The following is a 25,747-nucleotide window of genomic DNA, read 5'->3' as shown; positions in this document are numbered from 1 at the left end:
ACTATGGCTATTAACAGTAAAATAAAGTAAAATAAAAACTGTTCGGAAGCAATCCAGTTTCTGAATAGTTTTTTTGTTTTTGATGATTATGGAAAAGTTAGTAAAGGATAATAAAGCCTATTGGATTCAAAGAGCCAAAGGCTATTCAGAGGTTAATAAAGAAGAGTTATCCGGGATTCAGCATAGCACATGGAAAGAGTTTTTGGTGTCAGAAATCTCCAAGTGTTTTCCTGATAGGGAGCCAGGCTCAATAAAGATTTTAGATGTGGGAGCTGGACCTGGTTTTATATCTATTATTTTGTCGGAAGCAGGCTATCAGGTTACTGCATTCGATTTCGCAGATACCATGCTGGAAGAGGCTAAAGCTAATGCTGGCGAATTATCAAATCAAATAAATTTTGTTCAAGGAGATGCATTGAATCTTCCATTTGAAAAAGATTCTTTTGATGTGGTATTTTCACGAAATCTTACCTGGAATCTTCCAAACCCTGCAAGGGCATATGTTCAGTGGCTTTCTGTTTTAAAGACAGGTGGGCTAATGCTTGTGTTTGATGCAAATTGGTATTCATATCTAGTAGATGAAGAAAAAATGCAAGAATACAAAACAGATCGAGACAATGTAAAAAATAGTTGTCTGGATGACTACAATATAGGCGATAATTTTGAGCAGATGGAACGCATCGCTCTTTCATTGCCACTTACAGATAAAATTCGTCCTAAGTGGGATTATGAATTTTTAAATAGTATTGAAGCAGGACAGGTGTCCGTGCTTGAGGATGTGGGAAGCAGACTCTATTCTGAAAAAGAAAGGATAAATTATAATTCTACCCCACTATTTATGGTTAGAACAGTAAAAGGGTTATTTTAATGGGTGAGTTACACTATATTGCCTTTGAGGAAGAGGCAGATGATATAAAAGAGAAAGTAGAAAGCTACTGGACCAAAAGAGCCGATGGTTTTTTCAATTTAAGACATGATGAAATAGAAAGCAATAAAGCTGATAGATGGCTTAAGGAAATAGAAAAGTATTTACCAACAGACAGAAGCCTTAAGATTCTTGATGTTGGATGTGGAGCTGGTTTTTTCGAAATTATTCTAGGAAAGCTTGGGCACAGTGTTACTGGTATCGATTTAACTGAAGAGATGGTTGCTAAAGCAAATGAAATGATTCGCATATACGATATGGACTCTTCAAAGATAAAGGCTCAGGTTGGAGATGCAGAGAATCTGGATTTTGCCGATGAAGAGTTTGATGTAGTGATTAGTAGAAATCTTACATGGACACTTCCACATCCAATTGATGCTTATACACAGTGGCATAGAGTTCTTAAAAAGGGTGGAGTCTTACTTAATTTTGATGCTGAATATGCTAAAGGGGCTCATAACCTTAAAAGTCCAGAGAACCTTGCTCACAAGGATATCGCAGATAGTCTGAAGGAGGAATGTCACGATATTTATCACATGCTTACAATTAGTATGTTAGATAGACCTCATTGGGATGAACATGTTTTATCTGATATAGGATTTTCATCAATTGAGGTTGACGATGATTTTGGAAATAGAATATTTGTAGAGCATGACGAGTTTTATATACCAGACAAAATGTTTAGTATCAAAGCTGTTAAAGCATAATGATGGGGGATTATTATGGAAATAAAGCAATTAAAATACTTTGTTGTAGCTGCAGATGTAGGGTCTTTTAGTGAAGCTGCAAAGGTTTTATACACAACTCAATCTAGCGTCAGCAAGGTAATCTCTGCTCTCGAAAAGGAATTAGGTTATAACCTTTTCCAAAGAGAGAGCAAAGGTATTGCTTTGACATATGAGGGAGTGAAGTTTCACAACAAGGCAAGCGTCCTTGTTTCTGATTTTGAAGCACTGGAAACAACTAGTGTGGAGAATAATAATATCGTAAAAATAAGTATTAACCATAGTTCATGGTTGGCAAACTGTTTCTCAGATTTTTATGAACTGAATAAAGATGATGATGTTTGCTATAACATTCATACAGACACAACTCATAACATCATTAATCGCATGAGAATAATGGAGGACGAGGTTGGATTTGTATATGTATTTCCAGATACAAGACTGCAGTTTGAATATGAAATAAAAAAATATCAGTTGAAATTTGAAAGACTTAAATCTGTAGATGGAATGATATATTTCCAGCCTGACGATGTACAGGAGAATGCTGACTATTCAAGCAAGATTATACATGACTTAAAATATATTCAATCTGAACAGGATGATTATATTAGACAGGAATCATTCCAAACCGAGGAGGGAGAGCCTGTAAATATAAAAAATGATATTGCTGTAATTACAAATAGTGATTATGTTATGCATGCATTATTAAAAAATAATTCATTAGCAAATCTTAGTGCGGATAGCTTTAATAGTTATGATTTAGGAATTAGACCAGGAATTCGACTTAAAAATACAAGAGGCAGTATTGACTTCGGAATCATTACAAATGAGAAGGGAAGACAAAGCAATCAATCAAGGGCATTTGTGGATTATATTAAGAAACAACTACTTTAAATTTTCGAAACTCTTCTTTTTGATAAAGTGGTAAAGCCCCATTTTACAAGGGTTTGGGGGATAATTTATTAAAAAATAAAATTTGAAAAAATGTGAAGAAATTATGAAAAAAGACTTGCGCAAATGTGTATTAAGTGTTATATTCTATATCGTACTAGCGAAAAGCTAATACCAAATTTTTCATAACTCAGCGACCAAGGGCAACTTTGGTCGCACTCCCCGAACTTCCAGTCGGCGCGTTGGCGCCGGCTTTTTTTTATTCATATGGAAATCATAAAAATTCACATAGAATCAAAAGAAGCAATTTACTACTTTTCAAAAGAGCTGTCTCTTTAAATAGAGGTGGTTTTTTATACGCCGTATAGGTATAATAAATCATACGAGTAATTCGTATGTTTTTTAGTTAGGAGTATTAATAATGGGTGAAGTTAAAGTAATTGAAATCGGTGAGAGCGTTTTCGCGGAAAACGAAGCGGCAGCTGATGCAATTAGAAATCAAATGAAAGAGCAGGGAACATTCTTTTTGAATGTAATGTCTGGTCCAGGTTCAGGAAAGACAACTACACTTTCTGCTCTTATTAATAGAATGAAAGATAAATACAAAATCGGTGAGATGGATGTTGATATCGAAACAAGTATCGACGCTCAGCGTGTAGCCGACGCTACAGGTGTTCAGTCTATCCAGATTCACAATATGGGACTTTGTCACATCGATGCAGATATGACAAGTCGTGCATTAATGGAGTACGACACAACAGATTTTGATTTATTAATTTTGGAAAACATTGGTAATCTTGTTTGTCCAGCAGAGTTTGATGTTGGAGCCAACAAAAACCTTATGTTACTTTCCGTTCCAGAGGGAGATGATAAGCCTCTTAAGTATCCTCTCATGTTCGAGATTAGTGACGTAGTATTAATTAATAAGATAGATACACTTGAGTACTTTGATTTCAGTAAGGAAAAAGTTACAGAAAGAATTTTAAAGCTCAATCCAAATGCAAAGATTTTCTTTGTAAGTGGAAAGACTGGCGAAGGACTTGATGAAGTTGTCGCTTGGTTAGAGGAAGAAATTGCTGCAGTAAAATAGTTTTAAATGTTCGGCTTTATATAAGGAGAATAATTTGAATTATCAGCAGAAAAATATGACACGAAGTGAGTACGAAGAATTTTTGAAAGTTTCAGCTGGCAAAATGCCAGCTGATTTAGTACTGCGCAATGGAGTATATCTGGACGTATTCACAAATCAGTTCAAAAAAGGCGATATAGCAATTAGCAAAGGTAGCTTTGCGGGAATAGGTAAATACGAAGGTAAAGTGACCATCGATATGACAGGCAAGACAATTGTGCCTGGATTTATCGATGGTCATATTCATATAGAAAGTACTACAGTAGTTCCTGAGATTTTTGCGAAAGAGGCAATCCTGCATGGAACCACAGCCATATTGACAGATCCTCATGAGATAGCAAACGTAATGGGGACAGACGGAATAAAATACATGTTGGAAGCTACAGAGAACCTTCCTATGGACATATTCTTTATGATTCCATCCTGCGTTCCATCCTGCGAGTTCGACGAAAGCGGTGCTCAGATATTCGCCCAGGATATGAAGCCATTTTTATCTAACAAAAGAGTATATGGTATTGCAGAACTGATGGATGTAAATGGCGTCGTTAATCGCAGATTCGATGTGATCGACAAGACGTATCTTGCTATTATGGAGGATAAGCTAATAGATGGCCATGCTCCTTTAGTAACGGGACAGCAATTGATGGCTTATGTTGCAGCAGGAGTGCTTTCAGATCATGAATGCTCAAATATTGATGAAGCGATGGAAAAGCTTGGCACCGGTCTTTGGATAATGATTAGAGAAGGTACAGCAGCCCAAAATCTGGAGGCACTTATTGATTTGTGTAAAGAACCATACGCATCCAGATGTATGTTTTGCACTGATGACAGACACATCAATGACATAATGGATTATGGTCATATTGATAATATAATAAGAAAAGCAATCAATTTAGGAGTGGATCCTGTAATTGCATATAAAATGGCTTCATGCACTGCGGGAGTGTATTTTGGACTTCGCGACAGGGGCGCTATTTCACCTGGATTTCTTGCAGATTTTGTGGTGTTAAATGATGTAAATACCGTGGATATCGATAGAGTATACAAAGCAGGTGTGGAAATGACTCCTGACTACTTAAAAACACATTGTAAAAGTGATATTTCTTCTGATCTAATCGACAAATCTCATAATACATTTAACCTGCCACAGATAACAAAGGAACTGTTGTTAAACAATAAAGCTTTGCCGGTTCTTGGCTTGGTAGAAGGACAGCTCATAACAACAGACGAGGGTAAATCTGAGGCGATAGATGTATCAAAGGATATTCTAAAGGCAGTTGTAGTAGAACGCCATTGTGGAACGGGCCATATAGGAATGGGCTTTATAAAAGGCTATGGCTTGAAAAGAGGAGCTATTGCAACATCAGTCGCTCATGATGCTCACAATATTATTGCTATCGGAGCATCAGAGGAAAACATATCAGCGGCTATCAATGAGCTAAAGAAAATTGGTGGTGGAATTGTGGTGTACGATGGAGAAAAGGTGCTTAAGACTTATCCACTTCCTGTTGCAGGCTTAATGAGTGAAGTAAGCGCTGATGATGCAAAGACAAAGCTAGATGAGATACATGAGGCAGCTTATCAGCTGGGAGTTAATAAAAATATTGATCCATTTATGACATTGAGTTTTACAGCTTTACCGGTAATACCGGAATTGCGAATTACAACTCATGGTGTGGTAAATGTTAATGATTGGAAATTAGTTTAAATAACAAATCTATTTTAGGGGAATATATGCTACAATAGCACTTATGGATAAGAAAAGAATATTTATAACAGTAGTAATTGCTCTCTGGATTATGCTGATTTGGGGACACAGCATGCAGCCAGCCACAATATCGGAGCATGAAAGTGGACGTGTATTATATTATCTTGGCAAAATATTCCCTGCTTTGCTTGCAAGCGAAGACGGAATGGTTATTGTTAGAAAAGCTGCACATATTACAGAGTTTCTTATATTAGGAATATTACTTACAGTAGCTTTTGCAAACAAAATATATGGAAGGTTTAACAGATTCACAACTCCAGCCCTTACAGGTCTTTTTGTTGCATTCATTGATGAAACAATACAGCTTTTTGTTGTAGGTCGTTCAGGGGAAGTAAGAGACCTTTGGTTTGATTTTGGAGGAGTCGTACTAGGCACACTTATTGCACTTGCATTTTCAAGCGGTAAGCGAACCCGTAGAAAATACTAAGGTGCAAGATTAAAAATAAATTCTAAAAGTGGAGGCAGCATATGGGAAAAAAGAAGATAGTTATCGCACTGGGACATGACGCATTAGGTACAACTGTACTTGAGCAGTGGAATGCTACAAAGCGCACAGCAGTTGCAGTAGCAGAGTTTATTAAGCAGGATTATCAGGTTGTTATTACTCACAGCAACGGTCCACAGGTTAGCATGATTCACACAGCAATGTCTGAGTTCTACCAGAATCATCCTGATTACACATCTACACCAATGTCAGTTTGTTCAGCAATGAGCCAGGGATACATTGGTTATGATTTGCAGCAGGCTATACGCTCAGAGCTAGTTGGTTGCGGAATTTACAAGCCAGTTTCAACTATTCTTACACAGGTAACAGTTGATCCATATGATGAAGCCTTCTATAAGCCAACAAAGGTTATTGGCAGAGTTATGACTGAGGCCCAGGCTGAGGCTGAAGAGGCAAAAGGCAATCACACAGTTAAGGTTGAAGGTGGCTACAGACGAATTGTTGCTGCTCCAAAGCCAATGGAGATTGTTGAAATTGATGCTATCAAAGCTTTGTGCGAGGCAGACCAGGTTGTTATTGCAGCAGGCGGTGGCGGTATTCCAGTTCTCACACAGGACAACAGCCTAAAGGGCGCATCTGCAGTAGTTGAAAAGGATACAGCAGCAGGTCTTCTTGCTTCTGAGCTTGAAGCAGATATGCTGGTTATTCTTACTAGTGTTACAAAGGTATGCAAAAACTTTGGCAAGCCAAACGAAGAGCCTCTCGACTATATCTCAATTGCTGAGGCTAAAAAGATGCTTGAAGATGGAGAGTTTGGCGAGACAGATATGGCACCTAAGATTCAGGCAGCTATTGATTATATTGGTGATTCAGCCATTAGAAAGGTATTGATTACAAAGCTATCAGATGCTGGTAATGCTGTAGGCGGCCAGACTGGTACAATGATTGGAAAATAATAAATGACCATAAAAGATTTAGAGATTGGACAAACAGCGATAATTGATGAAGTAGGAGGAGAAGGGGCACTTAGACAACATTTCTTGGACATGGGAGTTATACCAGGTGTAGAGGTCACTCTTGTGAGACTGGCGCCTATGGGTGATCCTATGGAACTTCGCGTACACGGCTATGAGCTTACTCTTAGGTTAGCAGATGCTGCCCAGATAAAAGCTACTCCAGTGGAAAATAGGGTTCAGGAGGAAATTACTCAGTCCAAGAAAGATAAACACGATATAAACCATCCTGGCTTAGGTGAGGAAGGAAAGTATCATCTCAAGGGTGACGGCACCCCACTTCCAAAGGGCGAGATGCTTACATTTGCTCTTGTGGGCAACCAGAACTGTGGTAAGACTACACTCTTTAATCAACTCACTGGAGCCAATCAACACGTTGGTAATTTCCCTGGTGTTACAGTAGATAGAAAAGATGGTGCAATCAGGGGTAAAGAATTTACATGCATCACAGACCTTCCTGGAATATATTCAATGTCACCATATTCTAGTGAAGAGCTTGTCAGCAGAGACTTTGTTTTAAAAGAAAAGCCAAAGGCTATAATCAATATCGTTGATGCTACAAACATCGAGCGTAACCTTTACCTTACAATGCAGCTTTTAGAACTTAATATTCCTATGGTTGTTGCTCTTAATATGATGGATGAGTTAAGAGGCAACGGTGGTTCGGTAGATATTAACCGAATGGAAAAAATGCTGGGAGTTCCAGTTGTTCCTATTTCTGCATCTAAAAACGAAGGTATTGATGAGTTAGTTGCTCATGCACTTCATATAGCTCAGTATCAGGAAAAGCCAGAGATAGACGATTTCTGTGATGAAAACGATAACGGCGGTGCAGTGCATAGATGTATCCACGGTGTTATTCATCTTATGGAGGATCATGCTAAAAGAGCAGATATCCCTGTTCGCTTTGCAGCCAGCAAAGCTATCGAAAACGATGCGCAGATAATAAAGCGTCTTGATTTAGATGAAAATGAAATAGAGACATTAGAGCACATCACAAAGCAGATGGAAAAGGAAAGAGGTCTCGATAGAAGTGCTGCCATGGCAGACATGAGATTTGCTTTCATTGAAAAAGTTTGCAATGAATGTGTAATCAAACCTAGAGAAAGTAAAGAGCACATTCGCAGTCAGAAAATTGACAAATGGCTTACAGGTAAATACACTGCAATCCCAATTTTTATTTGCGTAATGGCACTTGTATTTTTCCTTACTTTCAATGTTATAGGAGCATGGCTTCAGGGCTTGTTAGAAATAGGAATTGAAGCGCTAACAGATATTACGGATGCTGCACTGACTGCTGCTAATGTTAATGTAACTGTTCACGAGCTGGTTATTGGAGGCATTTTTGAAGGTGTAGGAGGTGTGCTTAGCTTCTTGCCTATCATCATAACAATGTTTTTCTTCCTATCAATATTGGAAGATAGTGGTTACATTGCCAGAGTGGCTTTCTTTATGGATAAGATGCTTCGTAAAATCGGATTATCAGGAAGAAGTATTGTGCCACTTTTGATTGGTTTCGGATGTACTGTTCCGGCAGTTATGTCTACTAGAACATTGCCTAGTGATAGAGATAGAAAGATGACAATTTTGCTGACACCATTTATGAGTTGTACAGCTAAGCTTCCAATTTACACATTCTTTGTTGCAGCATTCTTCCCTAATAATGGATGGCTTGTGATTACAGTTTTGTATTTCCTTGGCATATTCTTGGGAGTGCTAGCTGCATTGTTCTTTAAAAAGGTTAGATTTAAAGGCGAGGCTGTTCCGTTTGTTATGGAGCTACCAAATTATAGATTACCTAGTGCTAGAAATGTAATTCAGTTGCTTTGGGAAAAGGCAAAGGATTTCTTACAAAGAGCATTCACTGTAATTTTCCTTGCGACTGTAATTGTCTGGGTTCTTCAAAGCTTTGATACACATCTCAATTTAGTATCAGATCAAAAGGATAGTATTCTTGCACTTATAGCTGGAGGATTAGCTCCTCTCTTTTCACCTATCGGATTGGGAGATTGGAGAATTTGTACATCCCTTATTTCAGGATTTATGGCAAAGGAAAGTGTTGTATCTGTATTGGAAGTACTATTTGGAAGTACTGGTGTTGCAGCTTCGATGTCCACTCTGACAGCATTTTGTTTGTTGGTATTTTCACTTCTTTACACACCATGCGTTGCAGCTATTGCATCTATAAAAAGAGAGATGGGAAGCAAGTGGGCAGTATGTGTTGTTATTTGGCAGTGTGCGATTGCCTGGGTTTGCACATTTATAGTACATACAATAGGACTTCTCATGGGTCTAGTTTAATACTGAATATCTTTAGCAGAGTTTCACATACGTGAAGCTCTGTTTTTTGTTTACACTAATTTGAGTAAGAAATAACTTTCTAAAATTAAATATAAAAAACTTAAGTTAGGAGCTTGAAACCATACGGAAATTGTGCTATGTTATACATGCGTTAGATAAGGCTAACGCTAATTCATGTTAGCTAACATCGGTTGGGTACAATTAATTATAGGCCGGAATAGCTAATTGAGGGATAAATAAAAGTAAGGAAGTAATATATGATGCCATTAGTAGTTGCGCCAACAGGCGAAGAACAGATGATTAAACGAATTGGCGGTTCAGAAGAAGTGAAGCGTCACTTGCAAGAGCTTGGTTTTGTACCAGGGGGATTTGTAACAGTAGTAAACGAGATAGGTGGAAACCTAATCGTTAATGTTAAGGAGTCAAGAGTAGCTGTTGATAAACAACTGGCTCAAAAGATATTTATATAGTAAAAAGGAGAGAAAAATGAAGACATTAAGAGATGTAAGTGTCGGTGAAACGGTTACAGTCGCAAAGCTTACTGGCGAAGGCGCTGTAAAAAGAAGAATCATGGACATGGGTATTACAAAAGGTGTTGAGATTTACGTTCGTAAGATTGCACCATTGGGAGATCCAGTTGAAATTACAGTTAGAGGATATGAGCTTTCTGTACGTAAGGCTGATGCAGAAATGATTCTTTTAAAGGAGGACTAAAAAAGTGGGAATTCGTATTGCGCTTGCAGGTAATCCAAACTGCGGTAAAACAACATTGTTCAATGCACTTACAGGTTCTAACCAGTTCGTTGGTAACTGGCCAGGTGTTACTGTAGAGTACAAAGAGGGTAAATTCAAAGGTGATAAGGAAGTTACAATCGTCGACCTTCCTGGTATCTATTCACTCTCTCCATATACATTAGAAGAGGTTGTATCACGTAATTATCTTATTGATGAAAAGCCAGATGCTATTATCAATGTTATTGATGGTACAAACCTTGAAAGAAACCTTTATCTTACAACTCAGATTGTTGAGCTTGGTATCCCAGTAGTTATCGGTATCAACATGATGGATGTTGTAGAAAAGAATGGTGACAAAATCAACGCTGCAAAGCTTTCAGAGGAAATCGGTGTTCCAGTTTATGAGCTTTCTGCTTTAAAGAACAGAGGACTTAAGGAAATCGTTGATGCAGCAGTTAAGGCTGGAAAGGAAGCTAAGCCACAGTCACCAAAGCACAGATTTGACGGTTCAGTAGAGCATGCACTTGCTCACATTGAGGAGCTTTGCTTACATAATATTTCTGATGAAAATGTTCAGAGATGGTATTCAATCAAGTTATTTGAGCGTGATGAAAAGATTCAGGAAAAGCTTGGTCTTTCATCTGATGTTATTGCTCACATCGAAAACGACATTGCTTCATGTGAAAAGGAAATGGATGATGATTCAGAGTCAATCATCACTGGCGAAAGATATAACTACATCGGTACAATCATCAATGGTTGTGTAAAGAAGGCTTCAAAGGGAATGACAACATCTGATAAGATTGATCAGATTGTTACAAACAGATTCCTTGCACTTCCAATCTTTGCAGTAGTTATGTTCCTTGTATATTTTGTATCAGTTACAACAGTTGGTACATGGGCTACTGATTGGGCAAATGATGGTGTATTCGGTGATGGATGGCATTTATTTGCTATTGGTTCTGCTGATTACGCAGATGCAGCTGATGAGTTCACAACAAATCAGCTTATCGTAGATGGTTATGATTTATACGTAGAGGAAAATGGTACAGAGCCTACAGGCGATTTCGAATATCCTGTAGAGGATGAAGAGACAGCTGCTGTTGAGTATGAGACAGCTACACTTGCTGATTATGAAGCAGCTGCAGCTTATGTAGAGGCTAACGAGGAGCCAGATCCAGCAGATTACGGCGTATGGATTCCGGGTATTCCTGTTTATATCGAGGCAGCTCTTGATGCAATCAACTGTAACGATGTTGTAAAGGGACTTATCCTTGATGGTATCGTAGCAGGTGTAGGTGCAGTTCTTGGATTCGTTCCACAGATGCTTGTACTTTTCATCTTCCTTGCATTCCTTGAGTCTTGCGGATACATGGCTCGTGTTGCTTTCATCATGGACCGTATCTTCAGAAAGTTTGGTCTTTCAGGTAAGTCATTTATTCCAATGCTTATCGGTACAGGTTGTGGTGTTCCTGGTATCATGGCATCACGTACTATCGAAAATGATAGAGACCGCAAGATGACAATCATGACAACAACATTTATTCCATGTGGAGCTAAGCTTCCATTCATCGCAATGGTAGCAGGCGCTATCTTTGGTGGAGCAGCTTGGGTTGCACCAGCAGCATACTTCCTTGGAATTTTTGCAATCATCGTATCTGGTATCATGCTTAAGAAGACAAAGCTCTTCGCAGGAGATCCAGCACCATTCGTAATGGAGCTTCCAGCATACCACTGGCCAACAGTTTCAAACGTGCTTCGTAGCATGTGGGAGCGTGGATGGTCATTCATCAAGAAAGCTGGTACAATTATCTTACTTTCAACAATCGTAGTTTGGTTCTGCACATTCTTCGGTGTTGTTGATGGTGCATTTACAATGCTTGAAGAGGATCAGATTGATCATTCAATCCTTGCTACACTTGGTAGATGTCTTGCGTGGATCTTCATTCCACTTGGATTTGGTGATTGGGAAGCTACAGTTGCTTCAATCACTGGTCTTGTTGCAAAGGAAAACATCGTTGGTACACTTGCTATTATCTACGGTGCTTCTGGTGATGTTTACGAGACAATGCGTGCTGCATTTACAGATGCATCAGGTTTCGCATTCCTTGCATTCAACCTTCTTTGCGCTCCTTGCTTTGCAGCTATGGGTGCAATCAAGCGTGAGATGAACAACACAAAGTGGTTCTGGACAGCAATCGGATATCAGTGTGGTTTCGCATGGGTAATCGGACTTATCATATATCAGGTAGGTAAGGTATTCACAGGCGAAGGATTTACATTCGGTACAATCTTTGGTATTGCAGCTATCTGCTGCCTTGTATATGGATTGTTCCGTAAGGATAAATACAACAAATAAGAGGTAATAATTATGGGTACATTCATAGTAGTAGTTATATTAATTGCAATTGTTGCAGCAATAGTTCGTTCATTGGTCAAAGCCCGCAAGCGTGGCGAACATCCAGCATGTGGTGGAGACTGTGGTAGCTGCGGCGGAAGCTGTGGATGTCACTAACGTATATACGAATCCCTCGGTCAGTATCGACTGGGGGATTTTTTAATTGATTAAAAAAATTAAGACATGTTGCGCGCAATGGGGCTTTTTGGTATTATTTGAAGTATGAGCGAGGAAATCAAATTTTCCGTAATAATGCCTACATACGGAGTGGGCGATTATATTGGTGATGCACTTGGCTGTCTTCAAATGCAGACCTATGACAACTTCGAAGTTATCATAGTGGATGATTGTTCTCCTGATTCTTCGGGAGACATTGCTAGAGGATATATGGAGCGTGATGACCGCTTCTATTATGTTAAGCATGAAACAAATCAAGGAGTATCTGCTGCTAGAAATACAGGCATAGAGCATGCTACTGGGGACTATATTTTATTCCTGGACCCAGATGATTTATATGAAAGAAATCTTCTTAGAGTATGTGCAGCAGCGCTGGAAAGAAATCCAGTTGATTTGCTTGTGTTCAGCTTCACTGAGGACTACAGAAATGCAGCCGGCAAAATCGAATTCATGAAGGGGATTACCCTGGATATGATGGATTACGATGATGATATGGTTACCACAAGTGATGCTGCAACAATCCATAAAATGGCAATGCAGATGGAAGCCATTACAATGCTTGGTTATCCTTGGAACAAATGCTACAAGACAAGCATCATTAAGGAGAATAATCTTCAATATCAAAAGATTAAGCATGTAGAAGATATTCTTTTTAACTGTGACTTTTTAGATTACACAACATCGCTTACTGTGTTAAACGATGTTTTATATCACTATAGAAATCAGGGGCAGGTTCGTCTTACAGGTGGAGAAATCGAGGACTACTTTAAGCTCCAAAAGATTCGTATCGAGAGAATTTACGACCAGCAACAGAAATGGAAGACCTGCGATTTCGAAGCGCTGGGTACTCTTTCAAAGGAATACTTCAGAAGCTTCCAATCAGCAATGGTTCGTCAGTTGGAATCAGGCGTGAAGACCGACGATATTTTGAAGTGGTGTAATGCAGAAGCAGAGACAGAACTGTATCAGAATCTTCGCAGATATATGCCGGAGGATTCAAAGACATTGAAGCTTTTGTATAAACCTCTTACAGAGGGGATGTTTGGAACAGCTCTTAGAAGAGCCAGACTTATGAAATACACAAAGAGTCATTTCCCTGGAGTGTTTAATAGGGCTAAGCAGCTTAGATAGGCTGATTTGCTTTTAACAATTGGCTAAGGTATAATATAGCTAAGTTTCGAAGAGGAGGTTAAGGATGACAGATCAAGGGTTTTTAATTTTCTTTTTTGTATTAATATTATTAGTTGTTATAGTGGCAGTTATAGCAGTAGTTTCTGCAGTGTCAGGAGCCGCAGCTGCAATCGTCGATGAAGAGGACGAGGAAGAGTCTTAAGCCACGTTTAATCAGGTTATGCTAGGGCACCTTTATGGTGCCCTATACTTTTAATTAGGAGATAGATTTGGATATAAAAATTATTATTGCAATGCACAAACCTTTTCAGATACCGGCAGGTGAGGACTATGTTCCACTGCAGGTAGGTGCGGCAGGCAAAGATAGTATAGGTAATATTTTAAGAGACGATGAGGGAGATAATATCTCAGCAAAGAATCCCTACTATTGTGAGCTTACTGGTCTTTATTATGCATGGAAGAATATGGATGCAGATGCCATAGGCTTGGTTCATTACAGACGATACTTTTCACTGAAGTCAAAGAAATATAGAAAGCATCATGGATGTTTTGATTCGGTGTTATCCCATGATGAGGCAAAGGCTCTTCTTACACGAGCAGATGTGATAGTGCCTAAGAAGCGTCGTTACTATATCGAAAGCTTATACACTCACTATGCTCATACCTTGGATGGCGCTCATTTGGATATTGCAAAAGAAATTGTAGGTCAGTGCTATCCAGAATACATGAACTCATTGGTAAAGGTTTATGCAAGGTCATGGGGGTACATGTTCAATATGGCCATCATGCCAAAGACGGACTTGGATGAGTATTGTACTTGGCTTTTTGATATATTGGGCCGCATGGAAGAAAAGATAGATACAACATCTTTAGATGCTTTTTCAGCACGACTTTATGGAAGAGTTAGTGAAATTCTTTTTAATGTTTGGATTGATAAAAAGCAGGAGGAAGGTTTATCCATTGTGGAATGCCCTGTGATCGATATGGAACCAATCAATTGGCCAAAGAAGATTATGGGATTTTTGCAGGCTAAATTTTTCGGAAAGAAATATAAAGCAAGCATGTAAATTAGAGGCGAGAATAATGAAAATATCAGTGATTACCCCTTTCTATGAAGGGGAAAAATATATGGAAAAATATGTGGCTTGCATGGAAGCAAATCGTAAGTCATTGGAGGCTGCAGGTCACAGTTTGGAGGTTGTACTTGTAAATGACAGCCCATGGAAAAAGCTAGAGGCAGTGTCAATTAACAACCAATATTTTTCCGTTATAACTAATCCGGAAAATAAGGGAATACACTATAGTAGGGTATCAGGCTTAAAGTCATCGACTGGGGATTATATTATGTTCCTTGATCAAGATGATTTGCTTGAAGCAGATGCTCTTGTAAAAATGGTAGACGCATTGTCTTCAAAATCTTGCGATATGATTATCGCAAATGCGAAGCTGGAGCAGGCAGATGGTTCATATTTGTCATGGTATAGAACTGATGCCCATTGGAATAGAGTTTGGGATTTGCAAACATATCTCAAAGTAGGAATTCAAATCATCTCACCGGGACAGTGTTTGATAAAGAAAAGTGCGATTCCAGAATTTTGGAATGAGCATTTAGTCAGAGTAAATGGAGCAGATGATTATTATTTATGGCTTCTTATGCTTGCAGCAGGAAAGCGAGCAGCTTACTTAAAAGAATCTTTATACATTCATAAATACACTGGAGCAAACATTTCAGCTGATACGTCAGCTACTGATGCTTCGGTATACGATTTTATAGAATTACTTTACGATTGTGATTATTTTAAAGAGGAAGACATAATCACTCTTCACGAAATGATTACATATAAAGCTCAGTTTAGAAAGAGTAGCCTGGTTGGCAAAATTGGATGCTCTTTAGCAAATCTTGGAATATTTATTTTTAATCTTAAATTTAAGAGAGAGACTAAAACCAAGTATGGTTTTAACAGATAATCTAGGAGATATGGAATGAAGGATGTAGCAATTCTGCTTGCCACATATAATGGGGCAAAGTATTTGCGAGCTCAGCTGGACAGTCTTTTCGGACAGACAAATCAGGACTTTCGAATAGTTGCACATGACGATGGCTCTTCAGACGAGACTATCAATATTTTAAATGAATACATGGATAAGTATCCAGATAGACTGGAAATAATTTACGGTCATCCGACAGGAAGTCCTAAAGCAAATTTCATGTATTTATTGTCTGAAGTAGAAGCGGACTACTATTTCTTTTGCGATCAGGATGATGTTTGGTATCCCGATAAGGTTGAGAAGAGCATAGAGAAGCTACTTGAAACAGAGATAGACTCAGGAGAAATGGAGAGGAAGCCGGCTATCGTATTTACGGATATGACAGTTGTGGATGAGAATCTTAATGTAATTGATAATTCGTTTATACGATACTTAGGCAGAAGCCCAAAGAACATAGCCTACACTCAGATTATCATCGACAACCCAGCGGCAGGGACAACTATGTGCTTTAATAGAGCTTTGAGAGATATAGCCGTGTCATGCGACAGTGTTCAGTGGGAAAATGTGCCAATGCATGATGCGTGGCTTCTTGAAATAGCATCCATATTTGGAACAGTTTATGCAATTGATGAGCCTATGGTTTATTACCGTCAAACAGGGCACAACACTATGGGTGCAGTTACGGAATCAACATCTGAAAAGGTGGCTCGCAATGCAGGTGATATAGCAAATGGATTTCTTTGCAAGAAAAAGGCTTTTATAAATGAAGCGCGAGTTTTTGCCAGGGAGATTCTTAGACTAAAGGATATACCTGAGGACAAATTAAAAGTGCTGAATGGTTTTGTCCATATAGGCTCAAAGCCAAAGCTTTATAGAATCAGTTATTATCGCAGACATAATTTTACCCGAGCTAAGCATAATCTATGGATGAGACTTTGGGTATAGAATAGAGGAAATGTAATGGCAGAGAAATCAGCAGTATTTTTTGATATAGATGGTACACTTTGGAACTACGATAAATTCATTCCAGATAGCTGTAGAGAAGGAATAAAGCAGCTTAGAGAAAATGGACATTTGGCTTTTATTTGCAGCGGTAGAGCCAGATCTTTTATTCAGGATCCAGATTTGCTTAGTCTGGGATTTGATGGAATTGTTTGTTCATGTGGATGTCATATTGAAATAGGTGGAAAAACAGTTTACGAAAAATTAATCGATGTGGATAAAGCTATCGAAACAGTTGAACTGATTCGTGGATATGGATTTAGACCTATTCTAGAAGGTCCAAATCAGTTGTATATGGAAGACCGTGAGTTTGGCTTGGATGATGGATTTGGCAATATTTTGCGCAGGGATATGGGAAGCAATTTGCTTGGAATCGACAGCAACTATGGAAAGTGGACAATCAACAAAATGTCATGTGCAACAGATGTTGATGAGGAAATGAGAATAGAGTGCTATGATAGACTTCGTAAGGACTATCAAATCATTGAGCATAGTGACACTGTTTGTGAGTTGGTGCCAATAGGTCATACCAAAGCGACAGGCATGATGAAAGCATGTGAGCTTGCAGGCATTAATCCAAAGAATACATATGCATTCGGTGATAGCGAGAATGATTTAGATATGCTTGCAGCAGCTGCTGTAGGCATTGCAATGGGGAACGGTACTGAACGTGCAAAGGCAACAGCAGATTATGTGACAACTGCCTTTGACGATGATGGTATATACAATGGATTAAAACACTTTGGGCTAATCTAAATTTTTATAATGTGGGGAGGGGTTTGAATGGATTTTGTAAATAGCGAAACTATTCTGAAGATGGATCGCAAAGTAGCAAATGATAATTATAACGAGATTGACAATAGTTTCAAAGCTTACAAAGATGAAAAAAAGCTTCATGAAGGGGATGATTATCAAGCGCATATGTTTGACCGGTCTTATTTTGGTGGAACTGAGGAATCACAAAGGCTTATTGACTACTATAAGACCAAAATAGATATGACTGACGATGATATAAAAGGCATTAAAGATAATATGCATGCTGCTCCTGCTTTCGATGTAATCACTCAAGAGCAGTACAATAGCAAAAATCGCCTTTCAAAATATAAATATAGAAGAAAAGTAAAAAAATATTTTAAAAAGAGAAGAGATAACCGAAAAGAAGTCTACGATAAAGGTAAAAAATTCAAGGACCTTAAAGACGAAGAAATAAAAGCATCAAGACTTGATAGAAAACTATTCGTACTAGACGAAAAGGTTAGAATTCAAGAAAAGATAAACGGTTATTACAATGCTGGGGTTTATCAAGATGTACAGGAAGATGCGGATTCCATTGAGGCAGCATATCAAAGAGAAAAAAGCAACGAGTTCCGAAGAGCGGAATTAGACGTGGCAGCTTATGAGGCTAAGGTTCAAGGGATAAATAAGTCGGAAGGAATGACAGCACTTGGTTTTTATACGGATTATACTGAACATTGTGTTAAAATGAACAATTATCTTAGATTCGGAGCAATATCTGGATTTGAAAACTATGCTAAAAAGGGACGTGATTTAATCAGGTCAAACAAAATCGGAAGGGATTTGGTCGTTCGCCGTGGTGTAAAAGGGGTAAAATCACTTGGTTATATGCTCAATTTACCTAACGTAGATAAAATGTCATATGAGGATATAAAAAATGCATTTGAACAAAAGATTCATTCCGAAGAAGAAATTATTATGAGCGACAAGGGGTTTATAAGTACATCCTTACCGTTCGTGCTCCCTTCGTATACGGCAGAAGGAGAAAATAGTATTAATAATCCTTCTAATAATTCTCCAGTAGGTATAGAATTTATAATTCTCGCAAAGAAAGGAACCCAAGCTATTAATCTAACTACCACATCTAAACATTTTGGAGAATGCGAATTATTATTAAAGCCGGGTACGAAATTCAAGATGGTGAAAGCTGTTACTGATGGCTCCGCGAAACTTGAAAATGGAAGTGAGGGTAGCTGGAAAATCTATCTGACAACAATACCATCCAGTGAAGATGGTGAATTAAAGGAGGCTTCATAATGAATTTTGATATAAAAACAATTTCATCAAAACAAGCAGAGTCTCTTGGGGAGTATATTTTTCCGCCAGTTTTAGGCTCACAGGGATTTTCAGACTATGGGTTTTATATTGCTATTCAGGATAAGGAATTACTAGGAATGGCAGTTATTGATCCAAAGCCTGATATGATAGAAGTACTTAGCCTGGCAGTTAATCCTAAGTACGAAGGCCAGGGGGTAGCTACTGATTTGTTGCGAGGAGCATTGGAAAAAACAATGACTCTCTATGACTCAGACATGGCAATGGATACTATTTTCTATGCAACTTTTTCATCAGAGTTCAAATGCAGTGCTGCTCTAGCTAAAATACTTGAAAAGCTTGGTTTTGAGCAGTTTGATACAGGCGCATTTCAGACTGTAACAGTAAAGCAGTTGAAGGAAAGTGAAAACTTAAATATTCCATCTGTCAAAGAAAAGGTAAATAAAAGAATTGCTTCCAACAGAATAGTGCCATTAAAAGAAATGTCAAAAAAGAGCGTCAGTGATTTCTTATATGACCTTTCCGAGAAAAAGGAGATTGTAGATAGATTGAATCCAGATAATCTGGATGAAGATATTAGCTTATTTACTGTCATTGATGGAAAAATAACTGCATGTATTCTTTTTGAAGAGATGCAGGAGGATATTATACAGAACGTTTTGGTATATCAAGTTCCTCGTAATGATATTAAAAAAGTGGAGTTGATGTATTTGTTGTCAGCTGCAGCCTCTGCTATAGCTGAGAAGTATCCTGCAGATGTGGAAGTATCATTCCTGGCAGCAAACGAAGCGTCTGACAAGCTTTTGGATAATCTTTTTGATTCTACAAAAGATTCAGGCAAACAATTGATATATGCTATGGATTTTGAAGCAGCAATGGTTATGCAGGGAGAGGAAAGATTCCATTCGGATCTTCATTTCCAAGGAATCACCTTAGAAAATATGGTATGCAAATCCTGCAAGCATTGTCAGGATTCAATTCTTGAATGTGCGAAGTTCTACCAGAAACCAGATCGAGTGCTGGATGGTGAGGAGTGCAGTTATTTTGAAGCTAAATAGAATTAAGACCCTATCGTATATACGGTAGGGCCTTTTTTGTTTACTCTTCGTCGAGGGGCTCGCTTTCATTGGTAGAGGTGACCTCCACCTCTACTTCAGTAACCACCTCTTCTTTCTCAGTTTTTTTGATGGATTTAATAGTTACATTATTATCTACATCAATAGATGCTGAAATATTGTAGCCATTTGTAAAATCATCATCAAAGGCCACCTTTGATAGAATCATTTTGATATCGTCGTTTTCAATGTTTTGGATAAACTCATCGGCGGATTGACTTTCTACTAGCTCATATGTAGATTTCAGTGATAATTCAGTTGTATCAAGACGAGCAAATGGGTCATCATATACTTCCTTTGTGTAGGAAACGATTATGGTGCAGTGATTTTCTGAATGTGTTTCTAGTATTGTTTCTGTTTCAATGGTTTCGTCCTCGGCTTTGTCAGCAACTTCTTCAGCCTCGTCCTCAGTTTCTTCAGCTTCTTCCTTAACTTCTTCTTCGGCGTTTTCTGTGTCTTCTTCAGCAGATTCATCCTTGGCTTCAGACTTAGTCTTAGATTCATCTTCAGATTCCACAGAGGATTCGGTTTGATTATTTACAGTATCCTCTACAGAGTCATAACTATTTTCTTCATCTGTAATTTCAGTAATTTCTGTAGATGTAGTGTTTTCTTCAGCAGCTAAGCTTTCCGTTGGAAAACTAAACCATAGAATAGCAATAGATACTACGGCTGTTAGTAATTTTTTCTTCATGTTTTACTCCTAATATTTAATCATTTAATAGTGGAACTTAATGTAGTTTACGCGGTAGTCTCCAGGGACCTGGCCAACATATACATCTTTGCTGTTGTAAGTAGGTTTTTCGGCTTCCATATTTATGATGACGTATAATCCTTCCAATTGATTGTCATCGTAATAAGATAAATCAATAAACTTTGTCTGTGTATCGATGGCATTTGAACTAAAGATGCCAGAGTCTATAATTTCACCATACCTATTTAGAATGGTATAGCTTGTTTTTGTAGCGTTTGCACTGATGGTGACGCCTTTTGGTCCCTTTGTAATTTTACTTGCTGGAAGTGAGCATGAGCCTTTTCCAACTCCTGAGGCTGAACCACTTAAATCAGCGCCAGTAAAAGTGATTTCACCAGAACCTTTTAATACAGTGTCAGTTTTTGGAGTAGCAGTAGTGAGAGCAAAGTCTGCAGTGTATTCAATTCTATCGGCATATGATGTGTTAGTAATAGAATCATCAATAATATTGTGAGCAGTACCACAGTTTACGCATCGCATTATGCAAGTGCAGCTTGTGTGGTCTGCATTCCAGTTGTAATCTGAAACAGCAAAAGAATGGCCGTATCTAATACATCTTTTTACATCAGCGTAGGTACCGTTTACGTCAAAAGAATTGTGTCTTCCATTATTGCTTGTTCCATAGCACTCGCCACTACCCACATGCTCTGAATAGCTAGTACGCTGGTTTCCGTGACCGTGATAGATTTTTACACCACAATCGACAACTATGGTTGATGACCAGGTGTCCCTGCTTGAAAGGACGATAGAACTATTTTCAGTCCACCCTGATTCGGAGATGACACGGCCCGTTTTGGAATCATAAATTCTCCAACGGTATGTGGAACCCTGTCCACCGCCGGCACCACCAGGATAACCGCTAGAAAGATTAATCCTACCTACACCCACTGGTTTGTTAAATACGGTGCTTGCTTCATCACAGTGACCGCTGCACCAAAATGATGGATCGACATGACCACCGGGACGAACACCGGCTTTGCTGTTACAAGCGGAAACGTTGATATTACCATCGTGATAAATATTGTGAGTCTGACCGGCTCTTGCTACTGCATTATTGATGCTCCATCCTCCAGAAGCATTAGGATGCTTAAGATAGTAACGCATAAGCCAATCCTGCATCTGCTCGTAGGTGGTTCCGTTACCGGAAACCAGAGTGCGCAGTCGTGCCCAATATCCACCGCCGAAGCAAATATTGTAGGCCAGCCAATCATAGTCGTTATCACCCAGGTCGGTAGCAGATTTGTAATCGCAGTCAGCATCGGAAACCATGAAAATCAGATACATATCATTGTTGTTTTGAGCTACATCTTCAGCACCTGTCCATAGTTGATTTGATACTTTGTAACCTTCAGCTCCATTTACGATAATGTCACCAACATGCACATCGTTATTGCCAATAGCATAGTTAAAGAATTCCTGAGCTTTTGCTGAAACAAAGCCTTCATAGGATGCTGCAATAAGATTGTACAATTCTACAGAATTATTTCTTGCTGCAATAGCGGCTGCTCCATGGTCTACATAGTCATTTACCATCCACTGCATATATGTGCGCACCCAGTCCTTTTGAGGGGTATTTAGCTTTGAATACTGATTACCGTATATACGAAGTACATCTATATCATGTGTAGATGCAGTGGTGCATGTGGCAGACCATTTTGCATTTTGCTTATCATCTGAAGTGGAATTGATGCCCATTAAAAATACATTAGTAGGAGAGTTGAATCCGCCACCAAGATATTTCCCTTCTGCTGTCAGGTCTACAATAGATTTTGCAAAAACAGGATGGTCTTTGATAGTTTTTGTGTATTGGGTAAACACTGCTGGATTTTCGTTTATCCAATTAACGACAAATTCAGGGTTATTAATAACAGTTTGATAAAGGAAAGTGTCAAATTCAGGATTGTAAGTGACCTGCTTATTCTGGGAACTTTTGGTTGTCCCGGTTGCGCTTACGTAGTTGCTGTAGTATCGATTGGACCAGCTTGAAAACTGCGGATGATACCAAGGCATGCCTGGGGTCCAGTTTAGTTCCTCTTTAAAAAGCTTTAACCAGACGTACTGAGTGACATCACTTTTGCTATACGAATATTTGGATAAGTAGTTAACGTAGTCAGATCTGAAAGGAATAAATTGTTTTGTTTCTTCTGCGCGTGCAGTTATAGAAGTGCCAAAGAGCGCACTAAATACAATCACCAACGACAGCAGCGTGTTGATGATATTTCTTACCATTTTTTTCATTAACTCCTCCTGATATTAAAAAGGCTTAAACTCATTGCCGACGTAGTAACCATGGGAGTTAGTCATTGGATCGTAACCAAATTCAAAGTAGGTTTCATTATCGGAAATGCGATCGTTTATCCTGTCTATTTGTTCCTGTAAATCATTATCTTTGGTATCCATGTTTTCTTGAAGCATGGCATCCCCTTCCTCCTGAGAAAGCTTCAATTCATCATGCATGGACTCCATTTCTTCGTGAATAGATTTTTCCAAGTTGTTTATGATTTTCTCTAAATCGGTAAGCTCCCATGCACTAGAATCAGATGGGGAAGCAGTGTTGTTGTCTTTTAAAGAAACATAAAGGTGCTCGTTGTAAATGACATAGGCGCCTTTGTTATAAGTGCTTCCTGGAGCATAATCTGCTGCGCCAAGTGAATTCTGATAGGTTCTGCGAAGCCCATCAATCATTGATGTGAGATTTTCGGACTGCTCATTTAATTGACCATCGGTGTATGCTTTTAGCTTTTCGATTTCGCTGATTAATTCTTTGCGGTCTTTCTCATCGGTGGTTGTGTTTTCATCTAATTCTGCCTGGAGCAATTGAATCAGCTGATCCACGTAAGTCTTGTTCTCTGCATATTTGTTTTCAATTATACTAGTCAGGTCTTCTATGGCATCCTTGTTGCTTTGTATATTAGAATAGATATCATTTTCCGTAAGATATTGATTGATGATTTCTTCTAATGCCTGGTTTTGCTCTGTTGTAAAACCGTTTGAAGACTCGATATATTCTGCAAGGAATTTTAAGATCTTTCTTTTGGCTGCTTCCTGGTTTAGGTCGCCATCTGTATAATCGTCAATTGCATCAAGATAAGAATTAGTGATGTATTCCTGAATCTCATCCACTGTTAATTCTGACGCTGAAACAGTCTTCATAGAACGAAGATTTTTTATACCTAAAATCATGAAATGCCCAAGTGTAATCAAAAGCACAAGTGCCAGTGTCGAAATGAAAATAGCAATCTTGTTTAAGGTGCCATCTGGATATCTATAAGTGTCAATAATGTCCTGTAAAAGGGTATAGTTGTCCCTTGTATCGTTTAATTTCTTTTTCATATAACTCGTATCTCCTTATTTCAGAAATTGTTTGATTTTATTGTTGATAGACTGATAGTCCAGGGGACAATCTGAAGTTTCAAAAGTAGCAATCAGATTTTCTCCTAGATAGATTTGATTTTTTGCATAGCACATAATCTTATTAAGTTTTCATATCTGAATGGAATTTGCTGCTCAGATAGAGCAATCGCAATCATAGACTCTGATTTAGATCGAACCATTAGCCCGCCAACTGTGGGATGAACCAAGCTTTCTGGATAATTGGTATTCTTGGGATAGTCTGCATTAGCCCAAACAGTTGCCTCTGAATCTAGTTTCCCGAAATAGTCAGAGAGTAGTTCGACATAAGCATTATCATTTAGAAGATTATTGAGTGCTACTTGAGCTTTTGTTGTTTTTATTTCATGTAGCTTGATTTCAGCAAGAGAGGCTTCTAATGCTTTTATCTTAAGCTTTACATATTTCTTTAAAGCAAGCTTCTTTGCCAAATCAACATTGCTCTTCTTTAGATAGTGTTGTTCATGATTATATGTAACAAACCATTTTGTTGAGTTAGAACAGTGTCCTATTGATAAATCTCCTTCTGGCAGAGTCTTTAATAACTTATTCAATTGATTAAGCTTTGTTTGTATTCTGTTTTTTTCTTCTTGGATTCAATCAACTCCTTTCATTTGAGATTTTTGCACTATTTAAAAATGATTGAGAAAAATTTGGCGAAACGCCAAGATGTATCAAAAGATACTTGGAGACTATATCATGGGAAATGAAAAATTACAAGAAGAAATTTTTTTATTTTTAGCTTGTGATTTATAACAGAATGCTGCGAGGCGTTATTTTTACAGGGGTTGTGGGATGAAAAAAATTTTAAAATTTTTCAGAGTGGGATATGTGCGGCTTAAGGAAAAAGCCACAAGAACCCGCCTTGGCGGGCAACATTTTCTTTCAGAAAATATTGGTCTGTGTCCGGCTCTTGATTTCCTGAGGAAAAACAAAAATCTATGACTTCTTGCTGACAGAAAAATGAAATTGTCAGCAAGAATCCTGCTTTGCAGGACAAGAAAATAGATGAATCTATTTATCGAAATAATCTTAAGAGATGTGGAATAGGATTGCTGTTAAATGATCTGGAAATAAAACTTAAAAATACTTAACTAAAAAGTGGCAAAAATACCAGGAAAAGGGGGCACTTGTAATTTCAAAAGTATTAAAAGAAGTAAAAATTATATTTTAATACGTGAGAAACAAGAAATCATGACAAGATGGATAGATAAAAGTATTAGAATAATCGAAATTAGAAAATTAATACTTGGCTATCATTACAATACACGGCAGCAATGTGTATATGTCTATAAATTGTGATTGCTGAAGTATTAAAAATTATAATAATCAGATTTTAATACTTTTGAACCACACAATCTTATAAAAACTAAGAGATGTAAGTATTAAACGCGAGAAAAAGAAGAAATAAATACTTCAGACCAGTATCATCGATAAAGCCCATATAATGGTGTAAATTCAAAAATTTAATAAAAAGAGCCAAGTGCTCATCTTTCAGTTAAAATTAAGTTACCACACAAAACATAATTGAAAGGATGAATACTATGGCTCAATTACATTTTACATTGGATCATGACTTTTTTGTAGGACTTTTCTCTGAAACTAAGGATGAAGCATTTGGCAAGCTTATGGAAGCTTTACTTAATCAAGTTCTCTTAGCAGAATCATCCGAGCAACTTGGTGCCGAAAACTATGAACGTACTTCTGAAAGGTCCGATTATCGAAATGGAACAAGAACCAGAAGTTTAACTACACGCATTGGAAAAATAGAATTACAGGTTCCAAGACA

26 protein-coding genes are annotated in these 25,747 nt (G+C 38.1%); 22 read left to right on the top strand and 4 right to left on the bottom strand.

Translation table 11 applies throughout. The features are described 5' to 3' along the window. Positions 1 to 88: 88 nt before the first annotated feature. The 20 genes from BM102_RS13055 to BM102_RS12965 all read left to right on the top strand — a co-directional run bounded on the left by BM102_RS13055 (position 89) and on the right by BM102_RS12965 (position 19,757). Positions 89 to 868, top strand: coding sequence for a class I SAM-dependent methyltransferase (locus tag BM102_RS13055; protein WP_090482643.1), 780 nt, complete (start codon positions 89 to 91; stop codon positions 866 to 868). Further along, on the top strand, positions 868 to 1,632 hold the full coding sequence (locus BM102_RS13050) for a class I SAM-dependent methyltransferase (RefSeq protein WP_090482608.1): 765 nt from the start codon (positions 868 to 870) through the stop codon (positions 1,630 to 1,632). The genes BM102_RS13055 and BM102_RS13050 overlap by 1 nt, the downstream gene beginning before the upstream one ends. A gap of 15 nt (positions 1,633 to 1,647) precedes the next feature. Next, positions 1,648 to 2,544, top strand: a complete 897-nt coding sequence (locus tag BM102_RS13045) for a LysR family transcriptional regulator (protein ID WP_090482605.1) — start codon at positions 1,648 to 1,650, stop codon at positions 2,542 to 2,544. A 418-nt stretch (positions 2,545 to 2,962) separates the two neighbouring features. Next, on the top strand, positions 2,963 to 3,631 hold the full coding sequence (gene hypB / locus BM102_RS13040) for a hydrogenase nickel incorporation protein HypB (protein WP_074788587.1): 669 nt from the start codon (positions 2,963 to 2,965) through the stop codon (positions 3,629 to 3,631). 34 nt (positions 3,632 to 3,665) lie between these two features. Further along, positions 3,666 to 5,378: an adenine deaminase gene (gene ade, locus BM102_RS13035; protein ID WP_242942942.1), complete on the top strand. Its 1,713-nt coding sequence runs from the start codon at positions 3,666 to 3,668 to the stop codon at positions 5,376 to 5,378. Between the two features lie 43 nt (positions 5,379 to 5,421). Beyond that, positions 5,422 to 5,865 carry a VanZ family protein gene (locus BM102_RS13030; protein WP_090482603.1) on the top strand — a complete coding sequence of 148 codons (444 nt, stop codon included), beginning with the start codon at positions 5,422 to 5,424 and terminating at the stop codon, positions 5,863 to 5,865. Between the two features lie 41 nt (positions 5,866 to 5,906). Further along, a complete protein-coding gene (gene arcC, locus BM102_RS13025) occupies positions 5,907 to 6,839 on the top strand; it encodes a carbamate kinase (protein WP_090482600.1) in 933 nt (310 codons plus the stop codon). Positions 6,840 to 6,842: 3 nt separating this feature from the next. Further along, positions 6,843 to 9,197 (top strand): ferrous iron transport protein B, encoded by a 2,355-nt coding sequence (feoB, locus tag BM102_RS13020; protein ID WP_090482597.1) that lies wholly within the window; start codon positions 6,843 to 6,845, stop codon positions 9,195 to 9,197. Between the two features lie 260 nt (positions 9,198 to 9,457). Continuing rightward, positions 9,458 to 9,667, top strand: a complete 210-nt coding sequence (locus BM102_RS13015) for a FeoA family protein (RefSeq protein ID WP_334291136.1) — start codon at positions 9,458 to 9,460, stop codon at positions 9,665 to 9,667. Positions 9,668 to 9,683: 16 nt separating this feature from the next. Beyond that, positions 9,684 to 9,911: a FeoA family protein gene (locus tag BM102_RS13010; protein WP_033153260.1), complete on the top strand. Its 228-nt coding sequence runs from the start codon at positions 9,684 to 9,686 to the stop codon at positions 9,909 to 9,911. Between the two features lie 4 nt (positions 9,912 to 9,915). Continuing rightward, positions 9,916 to 12,291, top strand: a complete 2,376-nt coding sequence (gene feoB / locus BM102_RS13005; protein WP_090482593.1) for a ferrous iron transporter B — start codon at positions 9,916 to 9,918, stop codon at positions 12,289 to 12,291. A 12-nt stretch (positions 12,292 to 12,303) separates the two neighbouring features. Then, positions 12,304 to 12,447, top strand: a complete 144-nt coding sequence (locus BM102_RS13000; RefSeq protein WP_044936922.1) for a FeoB-associated Cys-rich membrane protein — start codon at positions 12,304 to 12,306, stop codon at positions 12,445 to 12,447. A gap of 105 nt (positions 12,448 to 12,552) precedes the next feature. Then, positions 12,553 to 13,638, top strand: coding sequence for a glycosyltransferase family 2 protein (locus BM102_RS12995; protein WP_090482590.1), 1,086 nt, complete (start codon positions 12,553 to 12,555; stop codon positions 13,636 to 13,638). A gap of 64 nt (positions 13,639 to 13,702) precedes the next feature. After that, a complete protein-coding gene (locus tag BM102_RS14385; RefSeq protein WP_177175576.1) occupies positions 13,703 to 13,840 on the top strand; it encodes a hypothetical protein in 138 nt (45 codons plus the stop codon). Positions 13,841 to 13,907: 67 nt separating this feature from the next. Next, positions 13,908 to 14,705: a DUF4422 domain-containing protein gene (locus tag BM102_RS12990; protein ID WP_242942941.1), complete on the top strand. Its 798-nt coding sequence runs from the start codon at positions 13,908 to 13,910 to the stop codon at positions 14,703 to 14,705. A gap of 16 nt (positions 14,706 to 14,721) precedes the next feature. After that, positions 14,722 to 15,606, top strand: a complete 885-nt coding sequence (locus tag BM102_RS12985; RefSeq protein ID WP_090482587.1) for a glycosyltransferase family 2 protein — start codon at positions 14,722 to 14,724, stop codon at positions 15,604 to 15,606. 15 nt (positions 15,607 to 15,621) lie between these two features. Then, complete coding sequence (locus BM102_RS12980; RefSeq protein WP_090482584.1) at positions 15,622 to 16,572, top strand: glycosyltransferase family 2 protein; 951 nt, start codon at positions 15,622 to 15,624, stop codon at positions 16,570 to 16,572. A 15-nt stretch (positions 16,573 to 16,587) separates the two neighbouring features. Continuing rightward, a complete protein-coding gene (locus tag BM102_RS12975) occupies positions 16,588 to 17,385 on the top strand; it encodes an HAD hydrolase family protein (protein WP_090482582.1) in 798 nt (265 codons plus the stop codon). 27 nt (positions 17,386 to 17,412) lie between these two features. Then, on the top strand, positions 17,413 to 18,681 hold the full coding sequence (locus tag BM102_RS12970; protein ID WP_090482578.1) for an ADP-ribosyltransferase: 1,269 nt from the start codon (positions 17,413 to 17,415) through the stop codon (positions 18,679 to 18,681). After that, positions 18,681 to 19,757 carry a GNAT family N-acetyltransferase gene (locus tag BM102_RS12965; RefSeq protein ID WP_090482576.1) on the top strand — a complete coding sequence of 359 codons (1,077 nt, stop codon included), beginning with the start codon at positions 18,681 to 18,683 and terminating at the stop codon, positions 19,755 to 19,757. The genes BM102_RS12970 and BM102_RS12965 overlap by 1 nt, the downstream gene beginning before the upstream one ends. 40 nt (positions 19,758 to 19,797) lie before the next feature. Here the strand turns inward: BM102_RS12965 and BM102_RS12960 are convergent, their stop codons facing one another. From BM102_RS12960 to BM102_RS12945, 4 genes are all read right to left on the bottom strand, one after another. Further along, complete coding sequence (locus tag BM102_RS12960) at positions 19,798 to 20,508, bottom strand: hypothetical protein (RefSeq protein ID WP_090482573.1); 711 nt, start codon at positions 20,506 to 20,508, stop codon at positions 19,798 to 19,800. Positions 20,509 to 20,532: 24 nt separating this feature from the next. After that, positions 20,533 to 22,806 carry a hypothetical protein gene (locus BM102_RS12955; RefSeq protein ID WP_090482570.1) on the bottom strand — a complete coding sequence of 758 codons (2,274 nt, stop codon included), beginning with the start codon at positions 22,804 to 22,806 and terminating at the stop codon, positions 20,533 to 20,535. Positions 22,807 to 22,821: 15 nt separating this feature from the next. After that, the gene (locus BM102_RS12950) at positions 22,822 to 23,901 is read right to left on the bottom strand and encodes an RND transporter family protein (protein ID WP_090482567.1); all 1,080 of its coding nucleotides are present in this window, start codon (positions 23,899 to 23,901) and stop codon (positions 22,822 to 22,824) included. Positions 23,902 to 24,005: 104 nt separating this feature from the next. Further along, positions 24,006 to 24,389 (bottom strand): hypothetical protein, encoded by a 384-nt coding sequence (locus BM102_RS12945; protein ID WP_143085497.1) that lies wholly within the window; start codon positions 24,387 to 24,389, stop codon positions 24,006 to 24,008. A 364-nt stretch (positions 24,390 to 24,753) separates the two neighbouring features. Here BM102_RS12945 and BM102_RS14380 point away from each other — a divergent pair, with 364 nt between their 5' ends. Continuing rightward, entirely contained in the window at positions 24,754 to 24,903 is a 150-nt protein-coding gene (locus tag BM102_RS14380; RefSeq protein ID WP_177194975.1) for a hypothetical protein, read from the top strand. 599 nt (positions 24,904 to 25,502) lie between these two features. Next, a partial coding sequence (locus BM102_RS12940; RefSeq protein WP_242942940.1) for a transposase occupies positions 25,503 to 25,747 on the top strand: 245 nt, incomplete at its 3' end.

This window comes from Pseudobutyrivibrio sp. JW11 (assembly GCF_900115355.1).
In the GTDB taxonomy this organism is placed as follows: domain Bacteria; phylum Bacillota; class Clostridia; order Lachnospirales; family Lachnospiraceae; genus Pseudobutyrivibrio; species Pseudobutyrivibrio ruminis.
The sequence above is the reverse complement of the archived record's forward strand: the minus strand, read 5'-3'. Positions and strand labels throughout refer to the sequence as shown.